The organism is Pseudomonadota bacterium (genome assembly GCA_039024915.1).
Taxonomy (GTDB): domain Bacteria; phylum Pseudomonadota; class Alphaproteobacteria; order Rhizobiales; family MH13; genus MH13.
In genome coordinates this window covers 115,158-140,001 of sequence record JBCCPK010000006.1, presented here as the reverse complement: position 1 = coordinate 140,001, position 24,844 = coordinate 115,158, and the positions used below count along the sequence as shown (strand labels likewise).

Here is a 24,844-nt window from a genome sequence, read left to right as displayed (position 1 = left end):
CGACCAGAACCAACTGCTGGGAAACTAGGTGTGGCTTGGTTTCAGAATCCTTAAAAAATGCCGCGAAAAATAGGTAAGCAAAAGCTAAATTGTGCGGCGCACAAAAACCGTTGACAAATATGCTGCAATGCACCTATACATGTTGCACCGCACTAACGCGGCTCGTTATTCCCTGAGATCGTGGAGCTAAAGATGATGAACACATTTGAAGACATTCAAAAAGCCGGCAAGGACAATATGGAACTCGCCACCGAATCGATGACAGCCGTTTCCAAGGGCATGCAGGCCCTGGCAATGGAAACCCAGGACTATTCGAAGAAGGCTATGGAAACCGGCTCAGCTGCGATGGAACAGCTGCTGGCGGCCAAGTCCCTCGACAAAGCTGTTGAGGTTCAGTCCGATTATCTCAAGTCTGCTTACGAAGCGTTTGTTGGCCAGGCTACTAAGGTCAACGAAATGATCGTCGACATCGCCAAAGAGTCTTACAAGCCTTACGAAGGCATGCTTGCCAAGGTTGGCAAATAAGCCGCACAGCGGTCCTGAAGTTTTGGCAGTTTACCGGCGGCACTTAAGCACGATCCGGTCCGCCCAACAAAGCTAAGGCTGGGCAGGAGTTTCTCCTCCCGCCGCTCCAAAGTCTCAAAGAGGGTCGGCCGAAAGGTCGGCCCTTTTTGATGTCCGGGGACCAGTACGCGCGATCTAGGCACAGGTTTTCGGTCCGTAACTGCTGTGGACGAATGGCCCAAGCGGCGCCTCGGCCCTTTAAAACTGGCTTGGGCGGCATAGATGGTAGGCAGTCGGCGACGGAAAAATGGTCTTGAAGGCCTGCCGAATGTGTTTCACCATCCCTGCAAATTCGACGCAAATCGCAGCCCCCATGCTCTTGCTGAACTCAGAACTAGCTTTCAACCGTGATGCTCGCGCCCTCTCTGGGCGCGCTGCAAAGGTCACAGCGGCCTTCCCCGATGATCCCGACAACGGTCGCGACGATAATGTTGGTGACAACGGAACCGCTGTCATCACACGGACAAAGCCCAAGGTTAAACGCCCGCATCTGTACCGCGTGTTGCTGCTGAACGATGATTACACGCCCATGGAATTCGTCGTGCATGTCCTCGAGCGGTTTTTCCGCAAAAGCCGAGAAGAAGCGACTCAGATCATGTTGCACGTTCACCAGAACGGTGTCGGTGAATGCGGCGTCTACACGTACGAGGTTGCCGAAACGAAGGTCACCCAAGTGATGGATTTCGCTCGGCAACATCAACATCCCCTCCAATGCGTCATGGAAAAAAAGTGAGAGGCTCCTGTGCCAACCTTTTCCCGCAGTCTTGAAAAAGCCCTTCATCGCGCTCTTGCTGGCGCCAACGAGCGTCACCACGAGTACGCAACGCTGGAGCATTTGCTTCTGGCGCTGCTTGAGGATGAGGACGCCCTTGGCGTGATGCAGGCCTGCAGCGTCGATGTGGGCATGCTGCGCGAAGCTGTCGCGGACTACGTGGACCACGAGCTTGTTGATCTGGTTTCCGATGATGGCGACGAGGCAAAACCGACCGCGGGTTTCCAGCGCGTTATTCAGCGGGCCGTCATTCATGTGCAGTCATCCGGCCGCGATGAAGTGACCGGGGCGAATGTCCTGGTTGCTATCTTCGCGGAACGCGAAAGCCACGCAGCCTACTTCCTGCAAGAGCAGGACATGACCCGCTACGACGCGGTCAACTACATTTCTCACGGCATCGCAAAGCGGCCTGGTGCGTCGGAGAGCCGTTCACCGCGCGGATCCGAGGACGAGATGAGCGACGATGGTGACGGGCAGGATGCGAAGAAAACAGAGGCCCTTGAAGCCTACTGCGTCAACCTCAACGATAAGGCACAGGACGGCAAGATTGATCCGTTAATCGGGCGTGCCAAGGAGATTCAGCGGACGGTTCAAGTGCTGTGTCGCCGGCAAAAGAACAACCCGCTGCTGGTTGGCGACCCGGGCGTCGGCAAGACGGCCATTGCTGAAGGGCTCGCCAAGCGCATTGTCGATGGTGATGTCCCGGAGGTGCTTTCCGATGCCACGGTTTTCTCACTCGATATGGGTGTCCTGCTGGCAGGCACGCGCTACCGCGGTGACTTCGAAGAGCGTCTCAAGCAGGTGATCAAGGAGATCGAGGCCTATCCCGGCGCGATCATGTTCATCGATGAAATTCATACCGTGATCGGTGCGGGCGCCACCTCTGGCGGCGCGATGGATGCGTCGAACCTCCTGAAACCGGCTCTCGCGTCTGGTTCTCTGCGCTGCATCGGCTCAACGACCTACAAGGAGTATCGCCAGTTTTTCGAGAAGGATCGTGCGCTTGTCCGCCGCTTCCAGAAAATCGACGTGACCGAGCCGACGGTTCCGGACGCCATCCAGATCCTCAAGGGCCTCAAGCCCTATTTCGAGGACTATCACAACGTCCGCTACACGAACGATGCGATCAAAACGGCGGTGGAACTGTCCGCTCGTTACATCAACGATCGCAAGCTGCCCGATAAGGCCATTGACGTCATCGATGAGACCGGTGCGTCACAGCAGCTTGTTCCCGAGGCGCGTCGGCGCAAGACGATCGGCGTGAAGGAAGTCGAGAACGCGATTGCCTTGATGGCGCGGATTCCGCCGAAAAACGTGACCAAGGATGATGCAGCCGTCATTCAGGGACTGGAGGACAGCCTCAAGCGCGTTGTCTTCGGGCAGGATGCTGCGATTACTGCTTTGTCTGCCGCGATCAAGCTGGCTCGCGCGGGCCTTCGTGAGCCTGAAAAGCCGATTGGCAATTATCTGTTTTCCGGGCCCACCGGTGTCGGCAAAACGGAGGTCGCCAAGTCGCTCGCCAACCTGTTGGGCGTTGAGCTTCTGCGATTTGATATGTCCGAATACATGGAGCGCCACGCCGTCTCGCGGCTGATTGGTGCGCCTCCGGGCTATGTCGGCTTCGATCAGGGCGGGCTTCTGACCGATGGCGTCGACCAGCATCCTTACTGCGTGCTGCTTCTCGACGAGATCGAGAAGGCGCACCCGGATCTGTTCAACGTCCTGCTGCAGGTCATGGACCACGGCAAGCTGACCGACTCAAACGGCAAGGAAGTCGATTTCCGGAATGTCATCATCATCATGACGACAAACGCCGGCGCGGCCGATCTCGCCAAGCCTGCCATCGGGTTCAAGTCCTCACGCCGCGAAGGCGAGGACATGGAAGCGATCAACCGGCTGTTTGCACCGGAGTTCCGCAACCGGTTGGACGCGATCATCCAGTTCGGCCACCTGCCGCAAGAGGTGGTTTTCCGGGTCGTCGACAAGTTCGTTCTGCAGCTCGAAACGCAGCTGTCCGACCGCAATGTCGTCATTGAACTGACCGATAAGGCCCGAGAATGGCTCGCCATCGAAGGTTATGATGAGCACATGGGTGCCAGACCGCTCGGCAGGGTTATCCAGGAGCACATCAAGAAGCCGCTGGCGGACGAAGTGCTGTTCGGCAAACTTGTCAAGGGCGGCGTCGTTCGCGTCGAACTGGATCAGAACGAGAAGGGCAAGACGGTCGGCCTAAAGCTTGAGGCGGTTGCCGAAGTAGCCAAGCCGAAGCGGGAAGTGCCCGCCAAGCCCAAGCGTAAGCCGGCTGCGAAAAAGAAGACGGCTGCGAAGGCAACGGCGAAAGCCACGAGTGCCAAGAGCACCAACCGAAAGAAGCCGGGCGGGTCGGGCGGTGCGCGCAGCGCGGTGCCGAAAGTTCCGCTGAAGACCTAAGAGAGTAAAAGAAAGCCCGGCCAAGCGCCGGGCTTTTTTCTGCTTCAGGGTTTAGCCAAGGACACTGCGATAGCGCTCGGCGTGCTCCGCCAGCAAATCCGGATCCGCCATTCCGCCAGCGTGGCCACGCAATGTCACGCCCTCATGCCGCGGGATGACATGGACGTGCAGGTGAAAAACGGACTGCCCGCCCGCAGCCTCGTTGAATTGCTGGACCGTGACGCCATCCGCGTCAAAGGCGCTGAGCGATGCGATCGCGATTTTTTGCGCAACTGCCATGATGTGACCGAGGCTCGCGGGGTCTGCGTCAAGAAGATTGCGTGATGGTGCCTTAGGAATAACCAGCGCGTGCCCATCAGCTTGCGGCATCACATCCATGATGACCTTCGTATGCTCATCTTCAAAGATGGTCTGACTTGGGATTTCTCCTGCCAGGATCTTGGCGAAGATATTCGCCGGATCATAGGGTGGAGACTGTATCATCGCTTTGATGGGGCTGGGCATGGGGAAGCCACCTTCTGTCGAAAAACGTCAGCCTGACTTAAACGGTGTGCGCCGTTCAAGATAGTCAGCGTCGAACAACACCTGTTCCCGCTCGTGTTCGAGATAGTCGGCCACTGCGCGCCGGAAGCCTTCATGGGGGATGTAGTGCATCGAGGTTGTCACAACGGGTGCATAGCCTCGGGCGAGCTTATGGGCACCTTGAGCGCCTGCTTCGACCCGAGACAGGCCGTGCTGAATGGCGTAATCGATCGCCTGATAGTAGCAGACCTCGAAATGCAGAAAGCGGTGATGCTCGGTGCATCCCCAATGGCGGCCAAAGATGGTGTCCCCGCCGATGAAGTTGAGTGCGCCGGCGATGTAGTTCCCATCGCGCTTGGCAAGAATCAGAACCGTGTGGTCCGGCAGACGCTCGCCGATCAACGAAAAGAAGCTGCGGGTCAGGTACGGCCGGCCCCATTTGCGCATGCCGGTGTCCTGATAAAACACCCAGAATGCGTCCCAATGCGCTTCGGTCAGATCTGAGCCCGTAACCCACTCGATCTCGATGCCGTTTTCCAGCGCTTCACGCCGTTCGCGCCGCAACTGCTTGCGCTTGCGCGATGCTAGAGCGTCTTCAAAGGCGCTGAAGCTGTCATAGCCATCGTTTGCCCAATGAAACTGCTGGTCGTGTCGAACCATGTAACCGGCGTCTTCAAGGACGGATCGCTCCGCCTCATCCACAAAGGTGATATGGGCTGATGACAAATTCAGCTTTTCGGCAACGGCCTTGCCTCCATGAGCGAGCAAGGCCCCAACGCGGGCCTTGTCGGCTCGTCTTGCGCTCAGTAATTTTGGAGCGCTCGCTGGCGTAAACGGGATCGATGACTGGAGCTTCGGGTAATACCGCCCGCCGGCCCGCTCGAATGCATCGGCCCAGGCATGGTCAAACACGTATTCGCCCTGGCTATGAAGCTTGAGATAGGCCGGCATGACACCGTCCACCGCGCCATCTTCGTTTTTCAAGACGATGTGCGAACCAATCCAGCCCGTCTCGGAAATGGCCGAGCGCGAGTCTTCCAGCGCGGAAAGGAAGGCGTAGGAAACGAATGGGTTAAAGTCGGCGTCCGATGATCGCGAGCCTTCCAGACCGCCCCATGCCTCTTCGCCGATGTCCGCGAGCGACTCGACGGTTTCGATGGTGCGATTTTCAAGCGGCGCCGTCATGCAGCACTACCCGCATGCGGATCGAAGCCCTCGAAGATGATTTGGTGGACGTAGCGGCGTATGCGTTTGGCGGTTTGCGCATCCTTCACGGTCCACGACAGCAGCGCCTTGCCCCCAAGATACCGTGCCGCAAAAGGAGCAGGGGCGGGTAAGCTTCGCTGGTCGTAGGCGATGAAATCAGCTTTGAAAGCGGTTGGCGAAAGCAGCAGGCCATTGAGCAAGCGTTTGATGGGCGAGACGTGCGGCCAATCATCTGCGCGCATAGGCATAGCGACTATGCCGACCGGATGGCCTGTCTTGTGGGTCTTGAACCGGGCAACCAGCGCCGGGTCAAACGACATGACCGCCTCGGGCCCCGAATAGGCACCAAGCGCGCCAGCGACTGCATCAGCGAGCTTTGTCACGCCGTTAAACCGGCTTTTCATCTCGATCAAAACCGGCGTCCGACCGCCAACCGCTGCAAGGAAGCGCGCGAGCGAGAGGATCGTTGAGCCTGAACCCGTGACGTCAATGCCCGCCAGCGCGTTCAATGGGCGCTCGACGACTGCGCCGCTCTCAGAGGTCAACCTGTCGAGCGTATCGTCGTGAAAAACGACGGCCTGTGCATCCGCGGTCAGCTGCACATCGCATTCAATTGCAAAGCCGCGCGCTATGGCAGCCTCAAACGCGGGCAGCGTATTCTCCACGCGGCCAGACGAGGCATCATGAAGGCCCCGATGCGCAACCGCCCGTGCGGTCAACCAGGCCGGTCTGGAAATCACTGTGCGGCAGCCCAATGTTTGGGACCAAAGCGGGTAGCTGGCCGGCTTACCGAAACAGTCAGCCGATTAACGTCACTTTCGCACCAATATTGCCCGACGATCATGGGCCGTGTATCTCCGCTTGCTGTACCAATTGCGAAAGTCATACCACCTCGATGAGCGGGCCAGCCCTTCAAGCGCGATCCAAGTTCACCAATACCAGGTGCACTTTCAGAGCTTCATCCAGTGACATAGCTGGGACAGCATCACTGTCCAGTGCTTCAACGGCGGCTCGCGAGCATCGTGTGCCGTTTTTGGGTGCGGCCAAATGGCTGCTGCTCGGCGGTTTGCTTGGTTCCAACCTGGCGTTTGCGCAGCCGGCTACTGCGTCCGAGCAAGGGGGAGACCTTTTGGCGCATCGGGCTGTCTATGAGCTGTCGCTGGAACGTGCGGATCGCGATACGAGCGTTCAGGATGCAGCTGGGCTATTTGTATTTCAGGTCAAAGGGTCATCCTGTGCCGGATGGACCATCCTCAGTGATATCGTTCTAACCATTGGGGACCGCGCGGGCGGGACAATCCGGACGGAGACGCAATACCGCGCGTTCGAAGCCGCCGATGGCGGTGTTTTCACCTTCCAAACCGAAACCCGCTCGGGCGCAGATGATGAGGCGATGGTCACTGGCGCTGCAGAGCGAGCGGAGGATGGAGGCTTGTCCATACGCCGCTTCGATAGCGGGGAATTGCAGGCCTCCGCGCCCATGGACACGCTTTTTCCAAATCAGCTGACCCACGCGATCCTCGACGCAGCAAGGGCGGATGAGCGGCTGGTTTTCGCAACCGTCTTCGATGGCAGCCATGAGTCAGGGCAGGCCCAGCCCGCAAGCGTTATCATCGGTGCGCCCGTCGCGCCCACAGTCATCGACACCATCGCCGCCAACGGAACCGCGCCCGGTGATGGTGCGCCTGATGCTGGAGAGCGTTGGGACGATTTTCCCACCCCTAGCAGGGCCTGGCCCGTCAAGTTGAGTTACTTCGATCCAACGGCGACCGATAGCGGCCCAAGTTTCGTCGTGAGCTACACGCTCGATACAAACGGCGTGTCGGATGATCTCATCCTTGACTATGGCTCATTCTCGTTGCGCGGTGTGCTGTCTGACTTTACAGCCTTCCTGCCGTCGGCCTGTCCCGAGTAACCAGCAGGGCTTGCCTTGGTCGGCTGAGGCATGAGCAGTCCCACTTGAACCGCTTCGCGCCCAAAACGGCCACGGACGCGATCCATGGCGGCTTCGGCTTGCGAACGTTTCATGGCGCCATCGTCAGCAAGGTCCCTGTCATCTGCGTCTTCTCCGGCATGCAGGTCGGAGATACCAACGCCGAGCAACCGGTACGGTGTGCCATCGGCAAGGGGCCGCAACAGCGCGTCGGCGGTTCCGAACAGCCGATCCGCGCTCTGGGTTGGGCGGTCTAACGAGTGCGCACGTGATACGGTTTTGAAGCGGGCGGTCTTGATCTTGAGCGTAACCGTCCGTCCGGCAAGCTGTTTGTCTTTGAGCTGTTGAGAAACCCGTTCGCAGGATGCACGCGCATGCACACGCAACGCCTCCAGCTCAGACACATCTTCAGAGAAGGTTCGCTCACTGGAGACGCTTTTTCGGCCTCTTTCCGGTCTGACTGGACGCGGATCAATCCCCGAAGCAAGGTCCCGTAAATGCAGGCCATGCTCGCCAAACTTGCGCATAAGTGCCGATGTGTCTGCTTCCTGCAAATCGGAAAGTGTTCGGTAGCCTGCTGCCTCGAGCTTTCCGGCCATTGCTTCGCCGACACCGAAAAGCGCACGGACAGACTGAGGGGCCAAAAAGGCAGTGCTCTCCCGCTTACCTATGACCGTAAAGCCGCGCGGTTTATCCCGGTCAGACGCCATCTTCGCCATCGACTTGTTGTAGGACAGGCCGATCGAGACGCTTATCCCGATCTGCTCCTCGACGTCGCGAGCAAAGCGGCCCAATGACAAAGCGGGAGACGCGTTATGCAGCTTCTGGGTCCCTGACAAGTCGAGGAACGCCTCATCGATGGAAAGCGGTTCCACCATCGGCGTCAACGCAAGCATCATCGCACGCACCTTCTGGCCGACTTCGGCGTAACGGTGCATCCTCGGCTTGATGATTTGGGCGTCCGGACAGAGTTTGCGCGCCTTGAACATAGGCATCGCCGAACGCACACCGTGGATTCGGGCCAAATAGCAGCACGTTGTCACGACACCGCGCGTCCCGCCTCCAACAATCACAGGCTGGTCGGCAAGCGAAGGATTGTCGCGTTTCTCTACTGCTGCGTAAAACGCATCGCAATCGATGTGCGCGATCGTCAGGTCGAGAAGCTCCTCGTGCTCCACAACCCGTGGCGAGCCGCACACGCCACAACGCTCACCGTTCGAAAGGCCGTTGACCGTTAGGCAGGAGCGGCACAGACGATGCACTACATCCACCGACCTTCTTGCCTGGCAAGCGCAGATAGACGCGCAGGATCGTGGCCGGCCTCTTCGCAGAAAGCCAAGAGAAGGGGTTCATTCGAAACGAGGTAGTCGATCGCCCCCGACTGGAAGCTTTGGTCTTCAAGCTGATTGCGGATGCTCTGCGGCTCTGCACCAGTCTCTGCGAAAAACCGCGCAAGCTCCTCTGGTCTTGCAGAAAGAAAGACCATCAGATCGCCTGTGATACTGCCAAGCGATGGGGGCATCATGCTCTCCAACTCTCTCACACGTTATGGCCTATTTAACCGGCCTGGAAACAGACCCGGAAGCAGATCCGCAACCCGCCTTTGCATTTTCTTCAAGATTTAGGCGGCATAACGATTCTCAAGGGGTGAATCGTCTCTATTGTGATGGTCGCCCCGGCTCGCGCCAAACCGGTTGGCGGCGGGCCAAGGAGACCAAAATGAGCAAAACCATCCTGATCGTTGAGGACAATGAGCTCAACATGAAGCTGTTCAGCGATCTGTTGGAGGCCAAGGGTTACCAGACGGTCAAGACCGGCAACGGGATGGACGCAATGGAACTGGCGCGTACGCATCGCCCGGATCTCATTTTGATGGACATTCAATTGCCTGAAGTTTCCGGCCTCGATGTGACACGCTGGCTCAAAGAAGATGATGAGCTGCGGCACATTCCGGTTGTCGCTGTCACGGCCTTTGCAATGAAGGGCGATGAGGAGCGTATCCGGTCGGGTGGATGCGAAGCGTACATCTCAAAGCCGATCTCGGTGCATCATTTTCTCGATACCGTGCGAACATTCGTTGGCGAGACCTGAATGCGGGAAGGGGACCCATCATGACCGCGCGTGTTTTAGTGGTCGATGACATTGTTGCAAACGTGAAGCTGCTCGAAGCAAGGCTGAAGGCAGAGTATTTCGAGGTTTTGACAGCCACCAGCGGCTTTGAAGCTCTCGATGTCGCGGCTAAGTCATCTTGCGATATCGTTATCCTCGACGTGATGATGCCTGGACTTGACGGTTTCGAGACCTGCCGCCGTCTGAAGTCCGACCCCGCCACTGCGCACATTCCCGTCGTGATGGTGACAGCTCTTGATCAGCCCAGTGACCGGGTAACGGGTCTTGAGGCTGGTGCGGATGATTTTCTTACCAAGCCGATCCGCGATGTGGCCCTTCTTACCCGTGTGAAGAACCTTGTCAGGCTGAAGCGCCTGCTTGATGAGTTGCACGGACGTGCGACATCGCGCGGCAACAGTGGCGATGACCATCCCAATGTTTTTACCAGCGAGGTCAGCGGCCAAATCCTCATCGTGGACGACCGCGCCAGCTCCTATGAGCGGCTGCGGCAAACGTTGAGCAAACGCTTTGAAGTCGATGTGCACACCGACCCGGAATCGGCTTTGTTCACGATCTCAGACCACAATTATGATCTTATCATCGTGTCACTTTCGCTGAGCAGCTATGACGGGCTACGCCTTTGTTCCCAGCTGCGAAACATCGAGAAGACGCGTTCACTTCCGATCATCATGATCGCCGACCCCGAAAATGACGCCAAGCTTCTGCGTGGTCTTGATATGGGCGTGAATGACTATCTCATGCGCCCAATCGATCAAAACGAACTCATGGCGCGCACCGTCACCCAATTGCGGCGGAAGGCGTATGCGGATGAGCTGCGCCATTCGGTCGAGCAGACCATGGAAATGGCCATCATGGACCGTCTTACCGGGCTGCATAACCGTGGATATTTCGATACCCATTTCAAGACGCTGACCGCGCAGGCCATTACCCGCAACAAATCGCTGTCTGTCGTCATGACGGACATCGATTTCTTTAAATCGATCAACGATAGTCACGGCCACGATGTTGGTGACGATGTGCTGCGCGAATTCGGTGATCGGATCCGTCGTTCAGTTCGGGGCGCAGACCTTGCCTGCCGCTATGGTGGGGAGGAGTTCGTTCTGGTTTTGCCCGATACGCCAAACGACGTGGCGGCCTCCATCGCTGAACGTCTGCGCGCAAGCATGGAAACGGACCCGATACCCGTCGCTGGCGGGCAGAAGTCGCTCAGCATCACCGTCTCATTGGGTGTCGCGAGCGTGAAGGGCACGCATGATACGCCCGAAGCGGTTCTCAAACGTGCTGATGAAGCGCTGTACAAGGCTAAGCGCGAGGGCCGCAATCGTGTGATGCTTGCCGCCTAGAGTTAACAAACTGTTTTAACCTCAATGAGCAAGGTTAACCGCTCAAAGCACGCTGCTTAGCCCCCTAAATACTAGGCTTTTGCTTGAACTTTCGTGCTGACGCGAGCCTTATGAGCCACCGCCATGTGCGGGTCCCATTTGCGCTTCGGGTCCGCCGCACACCCCGAAGTGTTTGGGATGGCTGGTGCCGAGCTCCACATTCCGGCCTCCTCAAGCCCGGAGAGCGGCACCAGCCTCTTTTTTCTGCTCGCCAGAATCAAAAAACGCGCCACCAGGCGCGTTTTCATCTTTGCAGCTGGGCTGCGATTTATTTGATTTTTGCTTCTTTGAACTCGACGTGCTTGCGCGCGACGGGATCGTATTTCCGCACAACCATTTTCTCGGTCATCGTACGAGAGTTTTTCTTCGTCACGTAGAAGTAGCCGGTGTCGGCCGTAGAGACGAGGCGTATCTTGATGGTGGTAGCCTTAGCCATGATGAAGAGCCTTCGAAAAGTTTGTTCGGCCAGTGAACGAGCGGCCGCAAAAGCATTAAGTGCGCGGTATCGCGCATTTGAGCCGGTGCTATCGCCGGGAGCCCCGTGAAAGTCAAGAGGAACAGCCGCCCTAGCGCTCATATGCCAGACGGCGGCCAGTGTTTATGTGCGAAGATCCTTGGATCGCAGAGCGGGACGGCCGTGCCAGTTTCTGGGGGTCCGGTCTGCTATGAGGATTGGGGCTTCGTCACGGCTGAAACCGGCGGTCATCACCTGATCATAGATGGCACGGGTTACGTGATGCATTTCGGAGCGATCAAGGTCGCCAGGGGCGTACCAGCCGACGTCGAGCAACTCGCCGTCTCCTCCTGGCGATGACCGAGGGCTCCAACCATCTTCGATCCGAGCCAAGAGAAAACGCGTGTCGTAGCGCTTGGGAAATCGGGCAGGCGTGATCGCACGGGCCACATAGGACAGCGATCCCGCCAAACACCGGGCGAGGTCGAACCCTGCTTCCTCGTTGGTCTCACGGATTGCGCAGGCGGCAAATCGGAAAGGGTTGCCACGAGCTCCGATTTCCTGGCTCAGCCTATCGTGTGCGTGCGGGGAGAGTTCGGCTACCGATTGTCGATCCCGTGCCTCAAGCCGTCCGCCGGGAAACACCATTACGTTGGGAAGGAAGGCCAAATCTGGGTTCCTGCGACCCATCAGGACCCGTTGTTCACCACTTCCCACCCATAGCGCGATGAGGCTGGCCGCTGGCTGAGCCCGCACGACAGGTTTGTTGGAGGTGTCCGCTGTCCTAGCGGCCACGCGCCTTGCGGACCTTTGTGCGCGCATGGCTGGCCGCCGATTTGTTGCGGGGTTTTTCCGCGCTGCGCTTGCCGCGTTTGGGCGTCGTCCGACCACGTTTGTTGGCATGCCCTGCGGCTTTGCCCGCTTTGCCATCGGTCAACATTTCAAAGCGTAACGCGCCGGCAACTGGTGCAGCTTCGGTCAAGCGCACATCCACCTCATCACCAAGCTGATACGTTGAGCCGGTTGCTGCACCGATGAGGGACTGCTGAACGTCGTCGTAACGGAAATAGTCCGCTCCAAGCGTGGCAACCGGCACAAACCCATCTGCACCGGTCTCATTGAGGCGAACAAAAAGCCCAGCGCCGACAACCCCGGTAATCCTGCCAGCGAAACGGGCACCGATCTGATTGGCCAGAAAGGCGGCGATCAAGCGATCTGTCGTCTCCCTTTCGGCGAGCATGGCGCGCCGTTCGGTGCCCGAAAGGTGGTCGCCCAGCCGCTCCAACGCCTGAAGATCGGCTTCCTGAGCTTCCTCGGGCGTACCAAGGCTGTAGGCAGCCAGTAGGGCGCGGTGGACGAGCAGATCGGCGTAGCGCCTGATGGGCGACGTGAAGTGGGCATAGCGCCCGAGGTTAAGGCCGAAATGGCCGATGTTTTCGGGGGCATATTCTGCTTGCGCCTGGCTGCGCAGAACCATCTCGTTGATGAGCGGCTCATTGGGCGAGCCCTGCGCTTTCCGGAGGATGCCGTTGAAGTCGGCGGGTCTCAGCGACGATTGGCTGGCGATGGAGATGTTGATGCTTTTGAGAAACTCTCTGAGGCCCTCGAATTTCGCGCGGCTCGGGGCATCGTGCACCCGATACAGGCATACTCTCTTTTTTGCTTCCAACAGCTCGGCGGCGGCAACATTCGCCTGGATCATGAATTCTTCGATCAGCCGATGGGCATCGAGACGCTCCGGAACCCGCACGCGGCTGACCTCTCCAGCCTCGTTCAGCACAAGCTTGCGCTCCGGCAAATCCAAGGCAAGGGGGCTTCGTTTATCGCGCGCAACGCTCAGCGCCCGATACGCCGCCCATAAAGGTTTTAGAACGGGTTCGATGAATGACGGTGGGCAAGGCTCGATACCTTCGGCGGGCTCGCCCCCATCGATAGCGGCCTGCGCGGCTTCGTAGGCCAATCCTGCATGCAGCCTAATCCACACCCGGTGGAGGCTGTGCCGGAGCTTCCGCCCGTGGCGATCGATGACAATGCGGATTGCGAGAGCCGGGCGGTCCTCACCCTCGTGGAGTGAGCAAAGATCAGTCGAAAGCTTCTCAGGGAGCATGGGTATAACGCGGTCGGGGAAATAGACCGAGTTGCCACGTGTCCTTGCCTCACGGTCGAGCGCCGTATGCGGGCGGACGTAATAAGCTACGTCGGCGATCGCCACAGTGATGACGTAGCCGCCTTCATTTGATGGGTCGTCGTCCAGTGCCGCGTGTACGGCATCGTCATGATCCTTCGCATCAGCAGGGTCGATTGTAATCAGCGGGAGCTTGCGCCAATCCTCGCGCGTGCCCTGCGTGGCAGGCTCCAAACCCTCCACTTCGGCGATAACTTCCGCGGGGAAGGCATCAGGCAAGTCATTGCGCAGGATCGCGATTTGACTGATCGCCCTTTCGGTACCCAGCTGTCCGAACACTTCATCGACCTGAGCCTGCGGGTTATGCCTCCGTGCACCCGCAAGCCGTGTGGCAGCCACCAGATCACCCGCCTGTGCATCGCCAATAAGATGCTCAGGAACGGTCAGAACCTCAGACTTGCGATCCACCGGTTCAAGAAACGCGACGCCTTTGGATGGCCGGCGCAAAACGCCGAAATGTCGACCCTTGGGCTTGCCGATCACCTTGATGAGTTGAACCGTACCAGGCTCATCCGCATCGGGCTCGCTGAGCTTGCGCACCAGCACCATATCGCCAACGCCTGGGGGCGTCTGGCTGCCCGCGCTTCGTCGACCGCCACGCTTTTCTTTCAAGACAAACCGTAAACCCGTGTAGGCTTCACGGTCCAGCTTCGGCTGGACGAGCAAATCGCCCTCGTCATCGACCGACACGATGGTGGCCGGGAACACCGACGGTAGCTCGTCGGTACGCTGTAGATGCGCACCTTCTTTGACGATGAGGCCGCGATCGCGCAGTGACTTGAGTTGCTGCTTCAAGGTGATCCGTGCGGCACCTTTGACGCCGAATGCGCGCGCAATCTCGCGTTTGCCGCTTTGACCGGGATTATCGCGCAGGAAGCTGAGAATCTCGTCGTCCGACGGAAGCCGACTCATTCGGCGGTGGCCGCCTTTTTCGGTGCAGCCTTCTTGCTGGCCGCCTTCTTCGCAGGCGCTTTCTTTTTGCTGGCGGTTTTCTTGCCACCGGCCTTCGAAGCGCGAGCTGCAATCAACTCCAATGCCTGCTCAAGAGAAACGTCCTCAGGTTTGGTGTCTTTGGGGATCGTGGCATTGATCTTACCGTGTTTCACATAAGGGCCGTAACGGCCTTCATGGACGGTAACTGGTCCGCCGTCGGGATGGTCGCCCAGTGTCTTGAGCGCAGCCGGTGCTCCGCGCCGCGCACCACGACCGCCGCCAGCCGCTTTCTCCGCAAGTGCGGCTACGGCACGATTAAGACCGACCTCAAAGACTTCATCGACCGAGTCGAGATTGGCATACATGCCATCATGCAGAACGAAGGGGCCGTAACGGCCGATACCGGCCATGATGTCTTTCTGAGTTTCTGGGTGAGCACCCACCAATCTTGGCAACGATAGAAGGCGCAAGGCCTTTTCAAGGTCCATCGACGCTTTGCTCCAACCCTTCGGCAGGCTTGCTCGCTTGGGTTTTTGCGCTTCGCCGAGCTGCACATAGGGTCCGAAGCGCCCGTCGCGTAGCGTGATCTGTTCACCGGTTTCGGTGTCCTCGCCCAAAACGATCGGTCCCGTTTGCGCGTCGTCTTCGTTGTCGTTCGAAGCTAGCTGGCGGGTGTAGTTGCATTCGGGATAGTTTGAGCAACCGATAAACGCCCCGTATCGCGATATCTTGAGCGAGAGCCTGCCGTCCGCGCAGGCGGGACATGCGCGCGGGTCAGCGCCATCGCCTTTATCGGGAAAAACATGCGGTCCAAGGAGATCGTTAAGCGCATCGATGACCTGAGAAATCCTTAACTCGGAGATATCGTCAACTGACGACGAAAAGGCGGTCCAAAACGCCCGCAGCACGTCGCGCCAGTCTTTTTCGCCCGCAGATATCTCATCGAGCTGCTCTTCTAGCGATGCGGTGAAGTCATACTCAACGTAGCGCTTGAAAAACGCTTCAAGGAACGCGGTGACCAGACGACCCTTGTCGCTCGCGTAGATGCGACGCTTGTCGATGGTCATATAGTCCCGGTCCTGAAGGACCGCGAGCGTGGCTGCGTAGGTCGAGGGTCGACCGATACCCAGCTCCTCCATCCGCTTCACCAGGCTGGCCTCGGAATAACGCGGTGGCGGCTCGGTAAACTTCTCAGTTGCCTCGATCTTTTCCTGTGTGATCCGGTCGCGCTCGGTTATCGGCGGCAAGCGCTTGTCGTCTTCGTCCTTCGATGAGCCGCCAGTGTCGTAAGCAGCTAGAAACCCGTCGAAAGTGATGACCGAACCTGTGGCACGCAGCGACGCGGAATGGCCGTCGCCGGTCGCCACAAGGTCGACGCTTGTGCGCTCAGAAACGGACGCTGCCATCTGGCTCGCTACCGTCCGGGACCAGATCAACTGGTAGAGCTTCGCCTGGTCCGCATCAACGAAGCGTCGAACCATATCGGGTGTTCGGGACAAATCTGTGGGACGGATGGCTTCGTGCGCTTCCTGAGCGTTCTTGGCCTTTGACGAGTACATGCGCGGCGAGTCGGGAAGGTAGCGGTCGCCGTATGTTTCGCCAATCAACTGGCGCGTCGCGCGGATTGCTTCAGGCGCCATCTGAACGCCATCGGTCCGCATGTATGTGATGAGCCCGACGGTTTCGCCATTTATTTCCGTGCCTTCGTAAAGGCGCTGCGCCAGCCGCATGGTGATGGACGGCGATAGGCCAAGGCGTGAGGATGCATCTTGCTGCAGCGTTGAGGTCGTGAAGGGCGCGTATGGGTTACGGCGAACAGGTTTGGCCTCAACCTTCTCGACGGCGATTGACGCCTTTTCGAGCATCGCCTTGATTGTCGACGCCAGTTCCGCGTCAGTGAGGTCATGGCGGCCATATTTCGTCCCATTGAAACTTTGCAGCCGCGCCTCGAAGGGGGCGTTGGCACCGTTTTTGAGGTGAGAAAGGATCGTCCAATAGGCCTGTGGAACGAAAGACTCGATCTCTTGTTCGCGTTCGCAAACAAGGCGCAGCGCAACCGACTGCACGCGCCCTGCCGACCGCGAGCCAGGCAGCTTGCGCCACAGAACTGGCGACAGGGTGAAACCGACAAGATAATCGAGTGCCCGACGGGCGAGATAGGCGTCCACCAATGGTGCGTCGATCGCGCGGGGATTGGCCATGGCATCGAGCACAGCGCTCTTCGTGATGGCGTTGAAAACGACCCGGTCAACGGGTTTGTCTTTCAGCACCTTCTTCGATTTGAGAATCTCGAGCACATGCCAGGAGATCGCTTCCCCCTCGCGGTCGGGGTCCGTTGCGAGGATCACGCGATCCGCCTCTTTGGCGGTTTTTGCAATTTCGGTGATGGTTTTGGATTTGCCGCCATCATTCTGCCAGCGCATGGCAAAGTCGTTGTCTGGGTCTACGGACCCATCTTTCGAAGGCAAGTCGCGCACATGACCCATCGAAGCGAGAACCTTGTAGTTCTTGCCAAGGTATTTGTTGATGGTCTTCGCCTTTGCAGGCGACTCGACAATGACCAGATCCATTCTCGGGCTTTCTCTATCAGTCAAAGTGCTCGGTTTGACCGAACAGATTTCGCTTGAAGGTCCATCCTGACCGCGGCTGCCCGTCGGGGTACCTTCGTGCTATTGAAACAATCAAACAGGATGTCCGGAGCGTTTGGCGAACATGATGACGGCCTCCGTGATTGTCAAACCGGCATACGCGCTAAATATTCAAGCAGTTCGAAAAACTATCTAAGGTTGTGTAATAAACTATATACACCTATCGTGATTGAAGCTTGCCTCCTGTGGTTTAAGGAAGCTTCACTAGCTTAGTGTTCCGGCTAATCTGCAAATGGTTTGCACAACGGGTGGGGGGCCGTTTACGGCCATCGGTATGACGAAGTTCAACGATACTGAAGCAGTACGGCGCGCAGATGATGTCGAGTTAGGCGGATCAGGCGACATGGTAGACGGGGGTTCTAGTCCAACGCGGGCTGAAACCGCCCGTTATATTGTGTCGATGTTGGAGCAACTCGAAGAAATGGCCCACGCCGGTCGGCTGGATGTCTTGGGTGTCATGCTTGCAATGGCGCTTGAGCAGGCTCGCGATGAGGCAAGAGATTCGCCAACCTAGCACGGGATGTGCTGGCTGCGGCATTCAGATTATGAGCCCTGCGGAGGCGCGCACGCGAATCGATCGCCGGGATAGCGTACAACCTCACCCGCTAGCTCGTGCTCCAGCAGCCATGCCCGGGCAGGGCCGGGGGCAACGCCAGCAGCCTCAACAATCAGGTCAAACGTTGTCGGGCTGATGCTCAAGGCACTCGCCATCGTCCCATCCAATTCTTCCCATCGCTGGCTGTTTTCTCCTCCAGTGAAGTCCTCCGAAAAGCCGTTCGTATCGTTTGATGTGTCGGTGTTTTGTGCAGGCAGGCTAGCAAAGGTCTCCCCCGCATCCTGCTGATCAAGCATAGGCCCCAAATCTTCAAGAATGTCCTGGGCATTGCGAACAAGGTTCGCGCCATCGCGCAACAACTGATTGGGACCGACACTGCGCGGATCAAGCGGGAAGCCTGGCGTGGCCATGACGATGCGACCGAGATCGTTGGCTTGCCGTGTGGTGATCAGCGACCCCGAACGGATGGCCGCTTCCACGACCAAAAGCGCCAGAGACGCGCCTGCAACAAGACGGTTGCGGCGCGGGAAATCCTGCGCCCGCGGCGACCAGTTCAGGGGCATCTCCGAGTAAAGGGCACCGCCACTATCGGCAATCGAATCGGCAAGGCTCTGGTGCTCTGGCGGATAGACTTCACCAAGCCCGCCGCCGAAGAAGGCGATGGTCCCACTGGAGAGTGCTCCCAGATGCGCTGCAGCGTCGATGCCGCGCGCCAGACCGGAGACGACAATAATTCCTGCCGCGCCAAGGTCTGCGGCAACCTGCTTGGTATGCGCCAGCGCACCGGCGGACGCGTTACGCGAACCGACAATGGCAACCATGGGTCGGTTCGCCACGGCCTGCGCCGCTCCGCGTGTGCACAGCAGGGGAGGTGGCCGATCCGTTGTGGCAAGAGCGATTGGATAGCCCGCTTCCCCACGCGCCACGAAATGTGCGCCAAGACGTTGAGCGGCTTCCATCTCCGCCTCAATCTGCGCCACGGCGGGCGGATGCAGCGGCTGCCCCTTTCGCGCTGTGAAGCTGGGAAGCCTCGACAATGCCTCTTCGGCGCTACCGAACAGATTGATCAGTTCCTGAAAGCGAACAGGGCCGATCCGCGGCGTGCGCGCAAGCCGTAACCAGTTAAGACGCTGCGCGTCAGACAGTAAAGGCATTGCTCTGGCCATCACAGTGCCCCCGGCCAACACAGCGCGTTCAAGGTTTGCTGCCGGTCTTCGAGCCGCCAATCCGGCTCTCTTCGCCTGTCAGCAGCCGGCGAATGTTCTCTCGATGCTTCCAGAAAATAAGCACGACCATCACAAGGAAAACCTCGCCAAGCGCGATCGAGCCCAAAGGAGTGCCCGATAGAAAGAACGCGCCCAGAACGACGACGAGACCAGCGGTAAGCGCAGCAAGCGATGAATAGCGAAGCGTGACCGCCATTCCGATCCAGATAACCGCAAAAAGCGCTGCGTGCGGCCAGCTAAGCCCAATGAGAACGCCGAGAAAGGTTGCGACCCCCTTGCCACCCTTAAAGCGTAGCCAGACCGGGAAGCAGTGACCAACGAGGGCGCCGATGCCAGCAATCGCAGCGGTCGCGGGGCCGAACTGAGCGGCGAGCAAGACCGCGGCCGTGCCTTTTGCAGCGTCAAGAAGGAGCGTGGCGGCTGCAACGTCCTTCCGCCCGGTGCGCAAGACGTTTGTCGCTCCGATATTGCCTGAGCCGATCGTCCGGACATCACCCAGTCCAGCGAGTTTTCCTAAAATGAGCCCAAAGGGAATGGATCCAAGCAAATAGCTCAAGAGGAAGGCCGCCCCGTAGTAGGGCAAGGACGCGACAAGGTTGATGGGATCGGGCATGAGGGTCGGTCTTCAAACAGGCATGCGCAATCGGCTCGGCAGCCTATGTTCAGTAGCATGGCTTTGTTCCGGCTGCACGCTAGGCGACGATCTCCGCCGCGCCATCCATGGTGTATCGCGCGACAAGGCGACCGCCCACGAAGGTTGCCTTGATACGGCCGGAGAATCTCGCCTCCTCGAACGGCGAGTTCTTGGAGCGCGACAGAAGACTCTTGCGATCGAGAACCCAGGGCTCATCGGGGTCAAACACGATGACGTCGGCTGGAGCACCTGGCTTCAGCGTGCCCGCGTCAATGCCCAGTATTCGCGCCGGTGCCGTCGACAGCTTGGTCAAAAGGTCAGGCAATGTGAGGTACCCGTTATGAACCAGCCTTAAGGCCGCGGGCAGCAACGTTTCGACACCGACCGCACCATCATGTGCCTCAGCGAAGGGGTGTCGCTTGCGTTCGACGTCTTGCGGATCATGGTTCGAGACGATGACGTCGATGGTTCCGTCTGCCACGCCTTCAATCAGCGCCAAGCGATCATCTTCGGTGCGTAGCGGCGGGGACAGTTTGAGGAAGGTCCTCCACATTCCGATGTCGAGCTCGTTGAGAGAGAGGTGATTGATTGAAACACCTGCAGTCATCGAAACACCGGAAGCCTTGGCTCGGCGAACAGTATCAACACTTGTTGCGCAGGAGATCTGTGCCGCATGGTAGTGGCCGCCGGTGAGCCGGGCCAAGCGGATGTCGCGGTCCAGCATCACAAGCTCGGCTTCCTCGGGAATACCCGGCAATCCATAGCGTGTTGCGCGTTCTCCCTCGTGCATAACGCCATCGCCCCGCAGGTGGGCATCTTCGACGTGGTGGATGACCAGAGCCTCAAAGTCGCGCGCATAGGTCAAAGCGTGGCGAAAAATCGAGGCATCAGCGACCGCAGTCCGGCCGTTCGAAAAAGCCACCGCGCCAGCCTCTTGCAAAAGACCGAGCTCCGCCATTTCAGCTCCAGCGAGCCCTTTGGTAAGCGCAGCGATCGGGTGAATGTTGACGATCGCTGTATCGCGCGCGCGCCGCATCACGAAATCGACAAGCGCAGCATCATCAATCACGGGGTCCGTGTCCGGCAGCAGGCCCAGGGAAGTGACGCCACCTGCGGCTGCAGCTTGGCTAGCAGACGCCAAGGTTTCGAGGTGCTCGGCGCCCGGCTCTCCGGTTCGCGCTTGCATGTCGACAAGGCCCGGCGCGGCTACCGCCCCGTCTCCATCAAGCACAAGGCAGCCATCGGGTGTGCCCATGGTAAGGGCGTCAGGCCCCGCCGCGATTATCCTTCCATCCAGGATAAGGATCGCGCCGTGCGCATCGAGGTCTCGAGACGGATCGATCACCCGCACATTGGTGATTTTTACCGGTTGGCGTGCGCTTGATTGTTCCATCAATCGTCAAAGCCACGTTCGTTGCTCTGGGCATCGCCATTGGGCAGATGATGCGCAAGTGCATCAAGTACCGCCATGCGCACGGCCACGCCCATCTCAACCTGCTCGTTGATGACGCTCTGCGAGCTTTCGGCAATCTCCGGATCAATCTCTACACCGCGGTTCATAGGACCGGGGTGCATCACCAAGGCATCGTCCTTTGCGAGCGTCAGCTTATCTTGATCAAGACCGTAATAGCGAAAATACTCGCGCGTTGAGGGTACCAGCGCGGCGTTCATACGTTCGCGCTGCAACCGCAGCATCATCACGACGTCCGCGCCCTCAAGTGCTTTGCGCATTGAGGTCGTTACCTCGGCACCCAGGCGCTCCGCGTCGGCGGGCAGCAGCGTGGAAGGCCCGCAAAAGCGAACCGTAGCGCCCATTGCGTGCAACAACAGCAGGTTCGAGCGTGCAACGCGGGAATGCTTGATGTCGCCGCAAATGGCCACTGTGAGCCCTTCCAGCTTTCCCTTGTGGCGCCTGATTGTAAGGGCATCCAACAACGCTTGGGTGGGGTGTTCATGAGCCCCGTCGCCGGCATTGATCACCGAGCAACCAACCTTCCGTGCCAGAAGCGCCACGGCGCCTGCAGCATGGTGGCGCACCACAATAATGTCGGGCCGCATGGCGTTGAGCGTTGCCGCTGTGTCGACGAGTGTTTCGCCCTTTTTCACCGAAGATGATGCAACCGACATGTTCATAACGTCGGCACCGAGCCGCTTGCCGGCGAGTTCAAAGGACGATTGCGTGCGCGTTGAGGCTTCAAAAAACAGATTGATCTGTGTGCGCCCGCGCAGCTTCAGACTTTTTTTCTCGACCCGCCGGCTGACGGCTATTGCTTCTTCGGACAGATCAAGAAGGGCCTGAATGTCCCAGGGCTTCAGTCCGTCGATTCCCAACAGATGCCTGTGCGCAAAGCGCGGACCATCTGCAGGCGCAAGGGGTTCCGCCGGGGCGCTGGCCACGACCGAACCGGGCGAAGGTACGGATGTCATAAAAGTGGGTCTTAAACCCTGGGTACGCCTTTAAACAAGCGCCCAATTGCATCTGGTAGCGTTTTTACAAAGCTAGTTTGGGCGGGGCGCGTTTGGTTTCAACGCGGTGCAACCCAAACGCTCGATTGTGACGCGAAGACGTCTTCCAACGCACCGGTTGGCCGGTCGGTCTCAAGGTGAACCACCACCGTACCGTGGACCGCAGCGTGCTCAACCAGGTAGGTTGACAGCTTCTCCATGCTCTCCTCGTCCAACTGGGGTGCCAGACCCAAAATGGCATGGTGCGGCACATTCGGCATCGACGCCACGGGCAGCGAGAACACCCAAGCCTCTGCAAGTCCTGCAGCGTTATCGAATAAGTTCATGAGGGTCAGCTGATCCGCCTCATCCATCGCCGGCGGTTGCAAACGATCGAGGTCAATTCCCGCCCGCTCCTGAGCAATTCCGATGGAAAGCGGTTGCAGTTTTTCGATTGCGAGACGCAGGGGCTCTTCTTCCAACGGGCTGACCATCGCCAACGAACCACTGAGCGTCTCAAGAATTGTGGGCAGAGCACTTGGCAAGGTCTCCGCACTTGCCATGAGATGCTCAACGCCCTCGGCATAGCCGCTTTCAACGAGCGCCTCACCCAGGCGCAAGCGAGCCAACGCCCAACGCGGGTTTGCATCAAAAAGCGTCTTGTAAGCCTCGATGCCCGTTACAGTATCCTCTTTGAAGAGCTCATCGGCTTCGTAGAGTGGAGCGTGGGCCTGCAGAACACCTTCGGCTGAGTGTGCCTTGGTCGAACGGGGTTTCAGGATCGAGGAGAGGAGGCCGCCCTTACGTGATTTGCCAACTGTTGGCGCCGCTGACGATTGTTCAACGCTTGCCGGCTCATTGACATATTCCTGGTCGGAAGGCGCAAGCGGCGGAGGGGTCAGCGGACCGCCCTGCGTTGCAAGAACCGATCCCTTGCCAAGCAAGCGTTTTTGAACGGCCTTTTGGACCTTAGGCTCGAGCTCACCCCAGGCTGCCTGCGGGGCTGGCAGAGATGGGATCGGGCAATTAGCGCCGAGTGCGGAGATGCGGTTGAACACATCAATTGGAATACCCGCATTGTGCGCTTGAACGTCAGGCATCTGATGTTGGCTGAGGTAGCGCAGGGCGCTGTCCCGTGTCTGGCTGCTCCATCGTTGTGACACGCCGGCAAGCCATTGGTCGAAAGACTGACCAGATTTCATGGCTTCAAGGAGCGTCACGGCAATCAGCGCGTTGGTCAAAAGCGCATCAGCGAGACTTTCGCGGGCGATTGATATGGTGGCGAGCTTGTCACTCTCCTTGGCGCGATGGAGCGCCTCGGTCTGGTACCATTGGTGGGCGGAAGCGCTTGCTGCATAAAGATTTGCCGGTCGGTTGAGTTGGACCAGCGCGGGGCGTTTTTCGAGATTGTTGGCAAGCGTGGTAAGTTTCGAAGCGGTGTCGAACGATATGTCTAACCCGCCCGTTTGCTCGTCGTAACGTGCGGCCGTGAAGTTTTGGGCGAACAGCGCTACGATTTGCGATTGAGACATCAGCCGCAAAAGGCCGATACCGATGGACGCTTTGATCATTCCCTTTCCGCCGCTGATGGACGCAATGTGCACGGCAGCATTGTCGGTGATGGAAAGCGTCAGGCGGGCCTTCTCCTGGCCAAGCTTGCTTGCGATCTCAAGCATCTCTTCGCGCATGCGCGGCATGGCCTTTGGTCCGAGCTGCACATGTTTGACGCTCGCGACACTTAAGGACTGGGCGTTCTGGCCGATGAGCCGTCCACCAAGACCGCCGAGAACGAGGCCCGCAGACAAGCCGACAAGACTTCCCGTGCCTGCAACCCCCGCAATGCCCGCCGCCAAGCCGCCCACCAAGGTATGGCGTAACAGACTGGAAGGTAGAAGTTTCGCTGCGTCGTCGGCGGAGATATCGACAGTCGGCTGAACCGCAGTCACTGTCGGAGAGACCGCAGGTGCCTCTACTTCAGCAGGCGGGTCCGGCTGGGGCAGTGGCACTACTTCGGCTCGATCGACGAGTACAGCGGAAGCAGTCGTCTCCTCAGCGGTGGCGCGTGTGCGCTCAACGGTTGCCTGGGTGGCCTGAGCCGGCGCACCCATCGGCTGCTTTGGTCGCCGTATCGACTTAAGAAAGCCGCCGGATTTCGTTGATCGGGTCTGAGCTTCCTGGTTGCGCTGCGTCCCTATTCGACGCATTTCGGCCAACGACAAACCGCTCATGGTGTATTCTTTCCGTACGCAAAACTAGATCGATCTGGGCGGTGGCAATACGCGCGCAACCGCAACATGCAGATCGTAAAGCGGATTGCTTACTGAAAGGTTCAGCCAGCCTTACCGATTGAGGGCACGCAGCGCACGCATAGCATCAGTAAGAATCTCGGCTGCGGCGGCAGCGTCGAGCAGACGTTCACGGGCCTGCCTCGACGCGCCACCTTCACGCAGTTTGTCACCCGCGGACGCCGAGGATAGCCGCTCATCCCATAACAGCATCGGGAGCGCGATATGCTCGGACAGCGACCTGCGAAAGCCACGAACGGACTGAGCGCGAGGGCCGGAACTTCCATCCATGTTGAGGGGCAAACCGATCACAAGGCCGCAAACGCCTTCTCGATCAATGATCGAGGCCAGCGTGTGCGCATCTTGGACTAGTTTTGTGCGCCTGATGGTCTCCAGAGCCGATGCTAGCGTCCAATCGACATCGCTGATTGCCACTCCGATTGTCCTCGTGCCGGGGTCAAGTCCCAGCAGCGGCCCTTTGGTGCCGACCGCCTGCTGGAAAGCCCGAGGGTCGGTGAGCCAAGCAGGTGGTCCCATTA

Annotated in this window: 22 protein-coding genes; 7 read left to right on the top strand and 15 right to left on the bottom strand. The window is 58.7% G+C overall.

Features of this window, described 5'->3' with window-relative positions:
- Positions 1-192 precede the first annotated feature (192 nt).
- The 3 genes from AAF739_13100 (at position 193) to clpA (ending at position 3,766) form a co-directional block, all read left to right on the top strand.
- Complete coding sequence (locus tag AAF739_13100; GenBank protein ID MEM6383607.1) at positions 193-525, top strand: phasin family protein; 333 nt, start codon at positions 193-195, stop codon at positions 523-525.
- A 352-nt stretch (positions 526-877) separates the two neighbouring features.
- Positions 878-1,297, top strand: a complete 420-nt coding sequence (gene clpS / locus AAF739_13095) for an ATP-dependent Clp protease adapter ClpS (GenBank protein ID MEM6383606.1) — start codon at positions 878-880, stop codon at positions 1,295-1,297.
- Between the two features lie 9 nt (positions 1,298-1,306).
- The gene (clpA, locus tag AAF739_13090; protein MEM6383605.1) at positions 1,307-3,766 is read left to right on the top strand and encodes an ATP-dependent Clp protease ATP-binding subunit ClpA; all 2,460 of its coding nucleotides are present in this window, start codon (positions 1,307-1,309) and stop codon (positions 3,764-3,766) included.
- Between the two features lie 51 nt (positions 3,767-3,817).
- On the opposite strand, the gene AAF739_13085 is transcribed toward clpA, so the two are convergent.
- Genes AAF739_13085 through AAF739_13075 form a run of 3 tightly spaced genes read right to left on the bottom strand, consistent with a single transcriptional unit; the run spans position 3,818 to position 6,234 of the window.
- Positions 3,818-4,270 carry an HIT family protein gene (locus AAF739_13085; protein ID MEM6383604.1) on the bottom strand — a complete coding sequence of 151 codons (453 nt, stop codon included), beginning with the start codon at positions 4,268-4,270 and terminating at the stop codon, positions 3,818-3,820.
- A 27-nt stretch (positions 4,271-4,297) separates the two neighbouring features.
- A complete protein-coding gene (locus AAF739_13080) occupies positions 4,298-5,473 on the bottom strand; it encodes a GNAT family N-acetyltransferase (protein ID MEM6383603.1) in 1,176 nt (391 codons plus the stop codon).
- Positions 5,470-6,234 carry a glycerophosphodiester phosphodiesterase family protein gene (locus tag AAF739_13075; GenBank protein ID MEM6383602.1) on the bottom strand — a complete coding sequence of 255 codons (765 nt, stop codon included), beginning with the start codon at positions 6,232-6,234 and terminating at the stop codon, positions 5,470-5,472. The genes AAF739_13080 and AAF739_13075 overlap by 4 nt, the downstream gene beginning before the upstream one ends.
- A 284-nt stretch (positions 6,235-6,518) precedes the next feature.
- On the opposite strand from AAF739_13075, the gene AAF739_13070 reads away from it, so the two are divergent.
- Positions 6,519-7,409 (top strand): DUF1849 family protein, encoded by an 891-nt coding sequence (locus AAF739_13070; protein MEM6383601.1) that lies wholly within the window; start codon positions 6,519-6,521, stop codon positions 7,407-7,409.
- Here the strand turns inward: AAF739_13070 and AAF739_13065 are convergent.
- Positions 7,337-8,698, bottom strand: coding sequence for a DNA polymerase IV (locus AAF739_13065; protein ID MEM6383600.1), 1,362 nt, complete (start codon positions 8,696-8,698; stop codon positions 7,337-7,339). The two genes, AAF739_13070 and AAF739_13065, sit on opposite strands and share 73 nt — an antisense overlap.
- The gene (locus AAF739_13060) at positions 8,689-8,952 is read right to left on the bottom strand and encodes a DUF3572 family protein (protein ID MEM6383599.1); all 264 of its coding nucleotides are present in this window, start codon (positions 8,950-8,952) and stop codon (positions 8,689-8,691) included. The genes AAF739_13065 and AAF739_13060 overlap by 10 nt, the downstream gene beginning before the upstream one ends.
- Before the next feature lie 194 nt (positions 8,953-9,146).
- Here AAF739_13060 and AAF739_13055 point away from each other — a divergent pair, with 194 nt between their 5' ends.
- Together AAF739_13055 and AAF739_13050 are read left to right on the top strand one after the other, a co-directional pair.
- Entirely contained in the window at positions 9,147-9,518 is a 372-nt protein-coding gene (locus tag AAF739_13055; GenBank protein MEM6383598.1) for a response regulator, read from the top strand.
- Between the two features lie 20 nt (positions 9,519-9,538).
- On the top strand, positions 9,539-10,900 hold the full coding sequence (locus AAF739_13050; protein MEM6383597.1) for a PleD family two-component system response regulator: 1,362 nt from the start codon (positions 9,539-9,541) through the stop codon (positions 10,898-10,900).
- A gap of 307 nt (positions 10,901-11,207) precedes the next feature.
- Here AAF739_13050 and rpmG read toward each other — a convergent pair whose 3' ends face one another.
- The 4 genes from rpmG to topA form a co-directional block, all read right to left on the bottom strand.
- Entirely contained in the window at positions 11,208-11,375 is a 168-nt protein-coding gene (gene rpmG, locus AAF739_13045) for a 50S ribosomal protein L33 (GenBank protein ID MEM6383596.1), read from the bottom strand.
- A gap of 162 nt (positions 11,376-11,537) precedes the next feature.
- Positions 11,538-12,188 carry an NUDIX hydrolase gene (locus tag AAF739_13040; protein ID MEM6383595.1) on the bottom strand — a complete coding sequence of 217 codons (651 nt, stop codon included), beginning with the start codon at positions 12,186-12,188 and terminating at the stop codon, positions 11,538-11,540.
- Positions 12,178-14,490 (bottom strand): ribonuclease R, encoded by a 2,313-nt coding sequence (gene rnr / locus AAF739_13035; protein ID MEM6383594.1) that lies wholly within the window; start codon positions 14,488-14,490, stop codon positions 12,178-12,180. Before rnr ends, AAF739_13040 begins: the two co-directional genes overlap by 11 nt.
- The gene (topA, locus tag AAF739_13030; protein ID MEM6383593.1) at positions 14,487-17,081 is read right to left on the bottom strand and encodes a type I DNA topoisomerase; all 2,595 of its coding nucleotides are present in this window, start codon (positions 17,079-17,081) and stop codon (positions 14,487-14,489) included. The genes rnr and topA overlap by 4 nt, the downstream gene beginning before the upstream one ends.
- A 352-nt stretch (positions 17,082-17,433) precedes the next feature.
- Here topA and AAF739_13025 point away from each other — a divergent pair, with 352 nt between their 5' ends.
- Positions 17,434-17,673, top strand: a complete 240-nt coding sequence (locus AAF739_13025; GenBank protein MEM6383592.1) for a hypothetical protein — start codon at positions 17,434-17,436, stop codon at positions 17,671-17,673.
- A gap of 29 nt (positions 17,674-17,702) precedes the next feature.
- Here the strand turns inward: AAF739_13025 and dprA are convergent, their stop codons facing one another.
- The 6 genes from dprA to ruvX form a co-directional block, all read right to left on the bottom strand.
- Positions 17,703-18,869 carry a DNA-processing protein DprA gene (gene dprA, locus AAF739_13020; protein MEM6383591.1) on the bottom strand — a complete coding sequence of 389 codons (1,167 nt, stop codon included), beginning with the start codon at positions 18,867-18,869 and terminating at the stop codon, positions 17,703-17,705.
- A 40-nt stretch (positions 18,870-18,909) separates the two neighbouring features.
- Complete coding sequence (gene plsY / locus AAF739_13015; GenBank protein ID MEM6383590.1) at positions 18,910-19,554, bottom strand: glycerol-3-phosphate 1-O-acyltransferase PlsY; 645 nt, start codon at positions 19,552-19,554, stop codon at positions 18,910-18,912.
- A gap of 79 nt (positions 19,555-19,633) precedes the next feature.
- Positions 19,634-20,968, bottom strand: coding sequence for a dihydroorotase (locus tag AAF739_13010; GenBank protein ID MEM6383589.1), 1,335 nt, complete (start codon positions 20,966-20,968; stop codon positions 19,634-19,636).
- Positions 20,968-22,002: an aspartate carbamoyltransferase catalytic subunit gene (locus AAF739_13005; protein ID MEM6383588.1), complete on the bottom strand. Its 1,035-nt coding sequence runs from the start codon at positions 22,000-22,002 to the stop codon at positions 20,968-20,970. Before AAF739_13005 ends, AAF739_13010 begins: the two co-directional genes overlap by 1 nt.
- 98 nt (positions 22,003-22,100) lie before the next feature.
- A complete protein-coding gene (locus tag AAF739_13000; GenBank protein ID MEM6383587.1) occupies positions 22,101-24,248 on the bottom strand; it encodes a hypothetical protein in 2,148 nt (715 codons plus the stop codon).
- A gap of 111 nt (positions 24,249-24,359) precedes the next feature.
- Positions 24,360-24,842 carry a Holliday junction resolvase RuvX gene (ruvX, locus tag AAF739_12995; protein ID MEM6383586.1) on the bottom strand — a complete coding sequence of 161 codons (483 nt, stop codon included), beginning with the start codon at positions 24,840-24,842 and terminating at the stop codon, positions 24,360-24,362.
- Positions 24,843-24,844: the final 2 nt, after the last annotated feature.

Bases quoted from the DNA above. Each gene is read 5' to 3' on its own strand.
- AAF739_13060 (MEM6383599.1), bottom strand. From the start codon at position 8,952: ATGATGCCCCCATCGCTTGGCAGTATCACAGGCGATCTGATGGTCTTT.
- rnr (MEM6383594.1), bottom strand. From the start codon at position 14,490: ATGAGTCGGCTTCCGTCGGACGACGAGATTCTCAGCTTCCTGCGCGAT.
- dprA (MEM6383591.1), bottom strand. From the start codon at position 18,869: ATGCCTTTACTGTCTGACGCGCAGCGTCTTAACTGGTTACGGCTTGCG.
- AAF739_13050 (MEM6383597.1), top strand. From the start codon at position 9,539: ATGACCGCGCGTGTTTTAGTGGTCGATGACATTGTTGCAAACGTGAAG.
- rpmG (MEM6383596.1), bottom strand. From the start codon at position 11,375: ATGGCTAAGGCTACCACCATCAAGATACGCCTCGTCTCTACGGCCGAC.
- AAF739_13100 (MEM6383607.1), top strand. From the start codon at position 193: ATGATGAACACATTTGAAGACATTCAAAAAGCCGGCAAGGACAATATG.
- AAF739_13025 (MEM6383592.1), top strand. From the start codon at position 17,434: ATGACGAAGTTCAACGATACTGAAGCAGTACGGCGCGCAGATGATGTC.
- AAF739_13055 (MEM6383598.1), top strand. From the start codon at position 9,147: ATGAGCAAAACCATCCTGATCGTTGAGGACAATGAGCTCAACATGAAG.
- ruvX (MEM6383586.1), bottom strand. From the start codon at position 24,842: ATGGGACCACCTGCTTGGCTCACCGACCCTCGGGCTTTCCAGCAGGCG.
- AAF739_13005 (MEM6383588.1), bottom strand. From the start codon at position 22,002: ATGACATCCGTACCTTCGCCCGGTTCGGTCGTGGCCAGCGCCCCGGCG.
- AAF739_13080 (MEM6383603.1), bottom strand. From the start codon at position 5,473: ATGACGGCGCCGCTTGAAAATCGCACCATCGAAACCGTCGAGTCGCTC.
- clpS (MEM6383606.1), top strand. From the start codon at position 878: ATGCTCTTGCTGAACTCAGAACTAGCTTTCAACCGTGATGCTCGCGCC.
- AAF739_13010 (MEM6383589.1), bottom strand. From the start codon at position 20,968: ATGGAACAATCAAGCGCACGCCAACCGGTAAAAATCACCAATGTGCGG.
- topA (MEM6383593.1), bottom strand. From the start codon at position 17,081: ATGGATCTGGTCATTGTCGAGTCGCCTGCAAAGGCGAAGACCATCAAC.
- AAF739_13000 (MEM6383587.1), bottom strand. From the start codon at position 24,248: ATGAGCGGTTTGTCGTTGGCCGAAATGCGTCGAATAGGGACGCAGCGC.
- AAF739_13085 (MEM6383604.1), bottom strand. From the start codon at position 4,270: ATGCCCAGCCCCATCAAAGCGATGATACAGTCTCCACCCTATGATCCG.
- plsY (MEM6383590.1), bottom strand. From the start codon at position 19,554: ATGCCCGATCCCATCAACCTTGTCGCGTCCTTGCCCTACTACGGGGCG.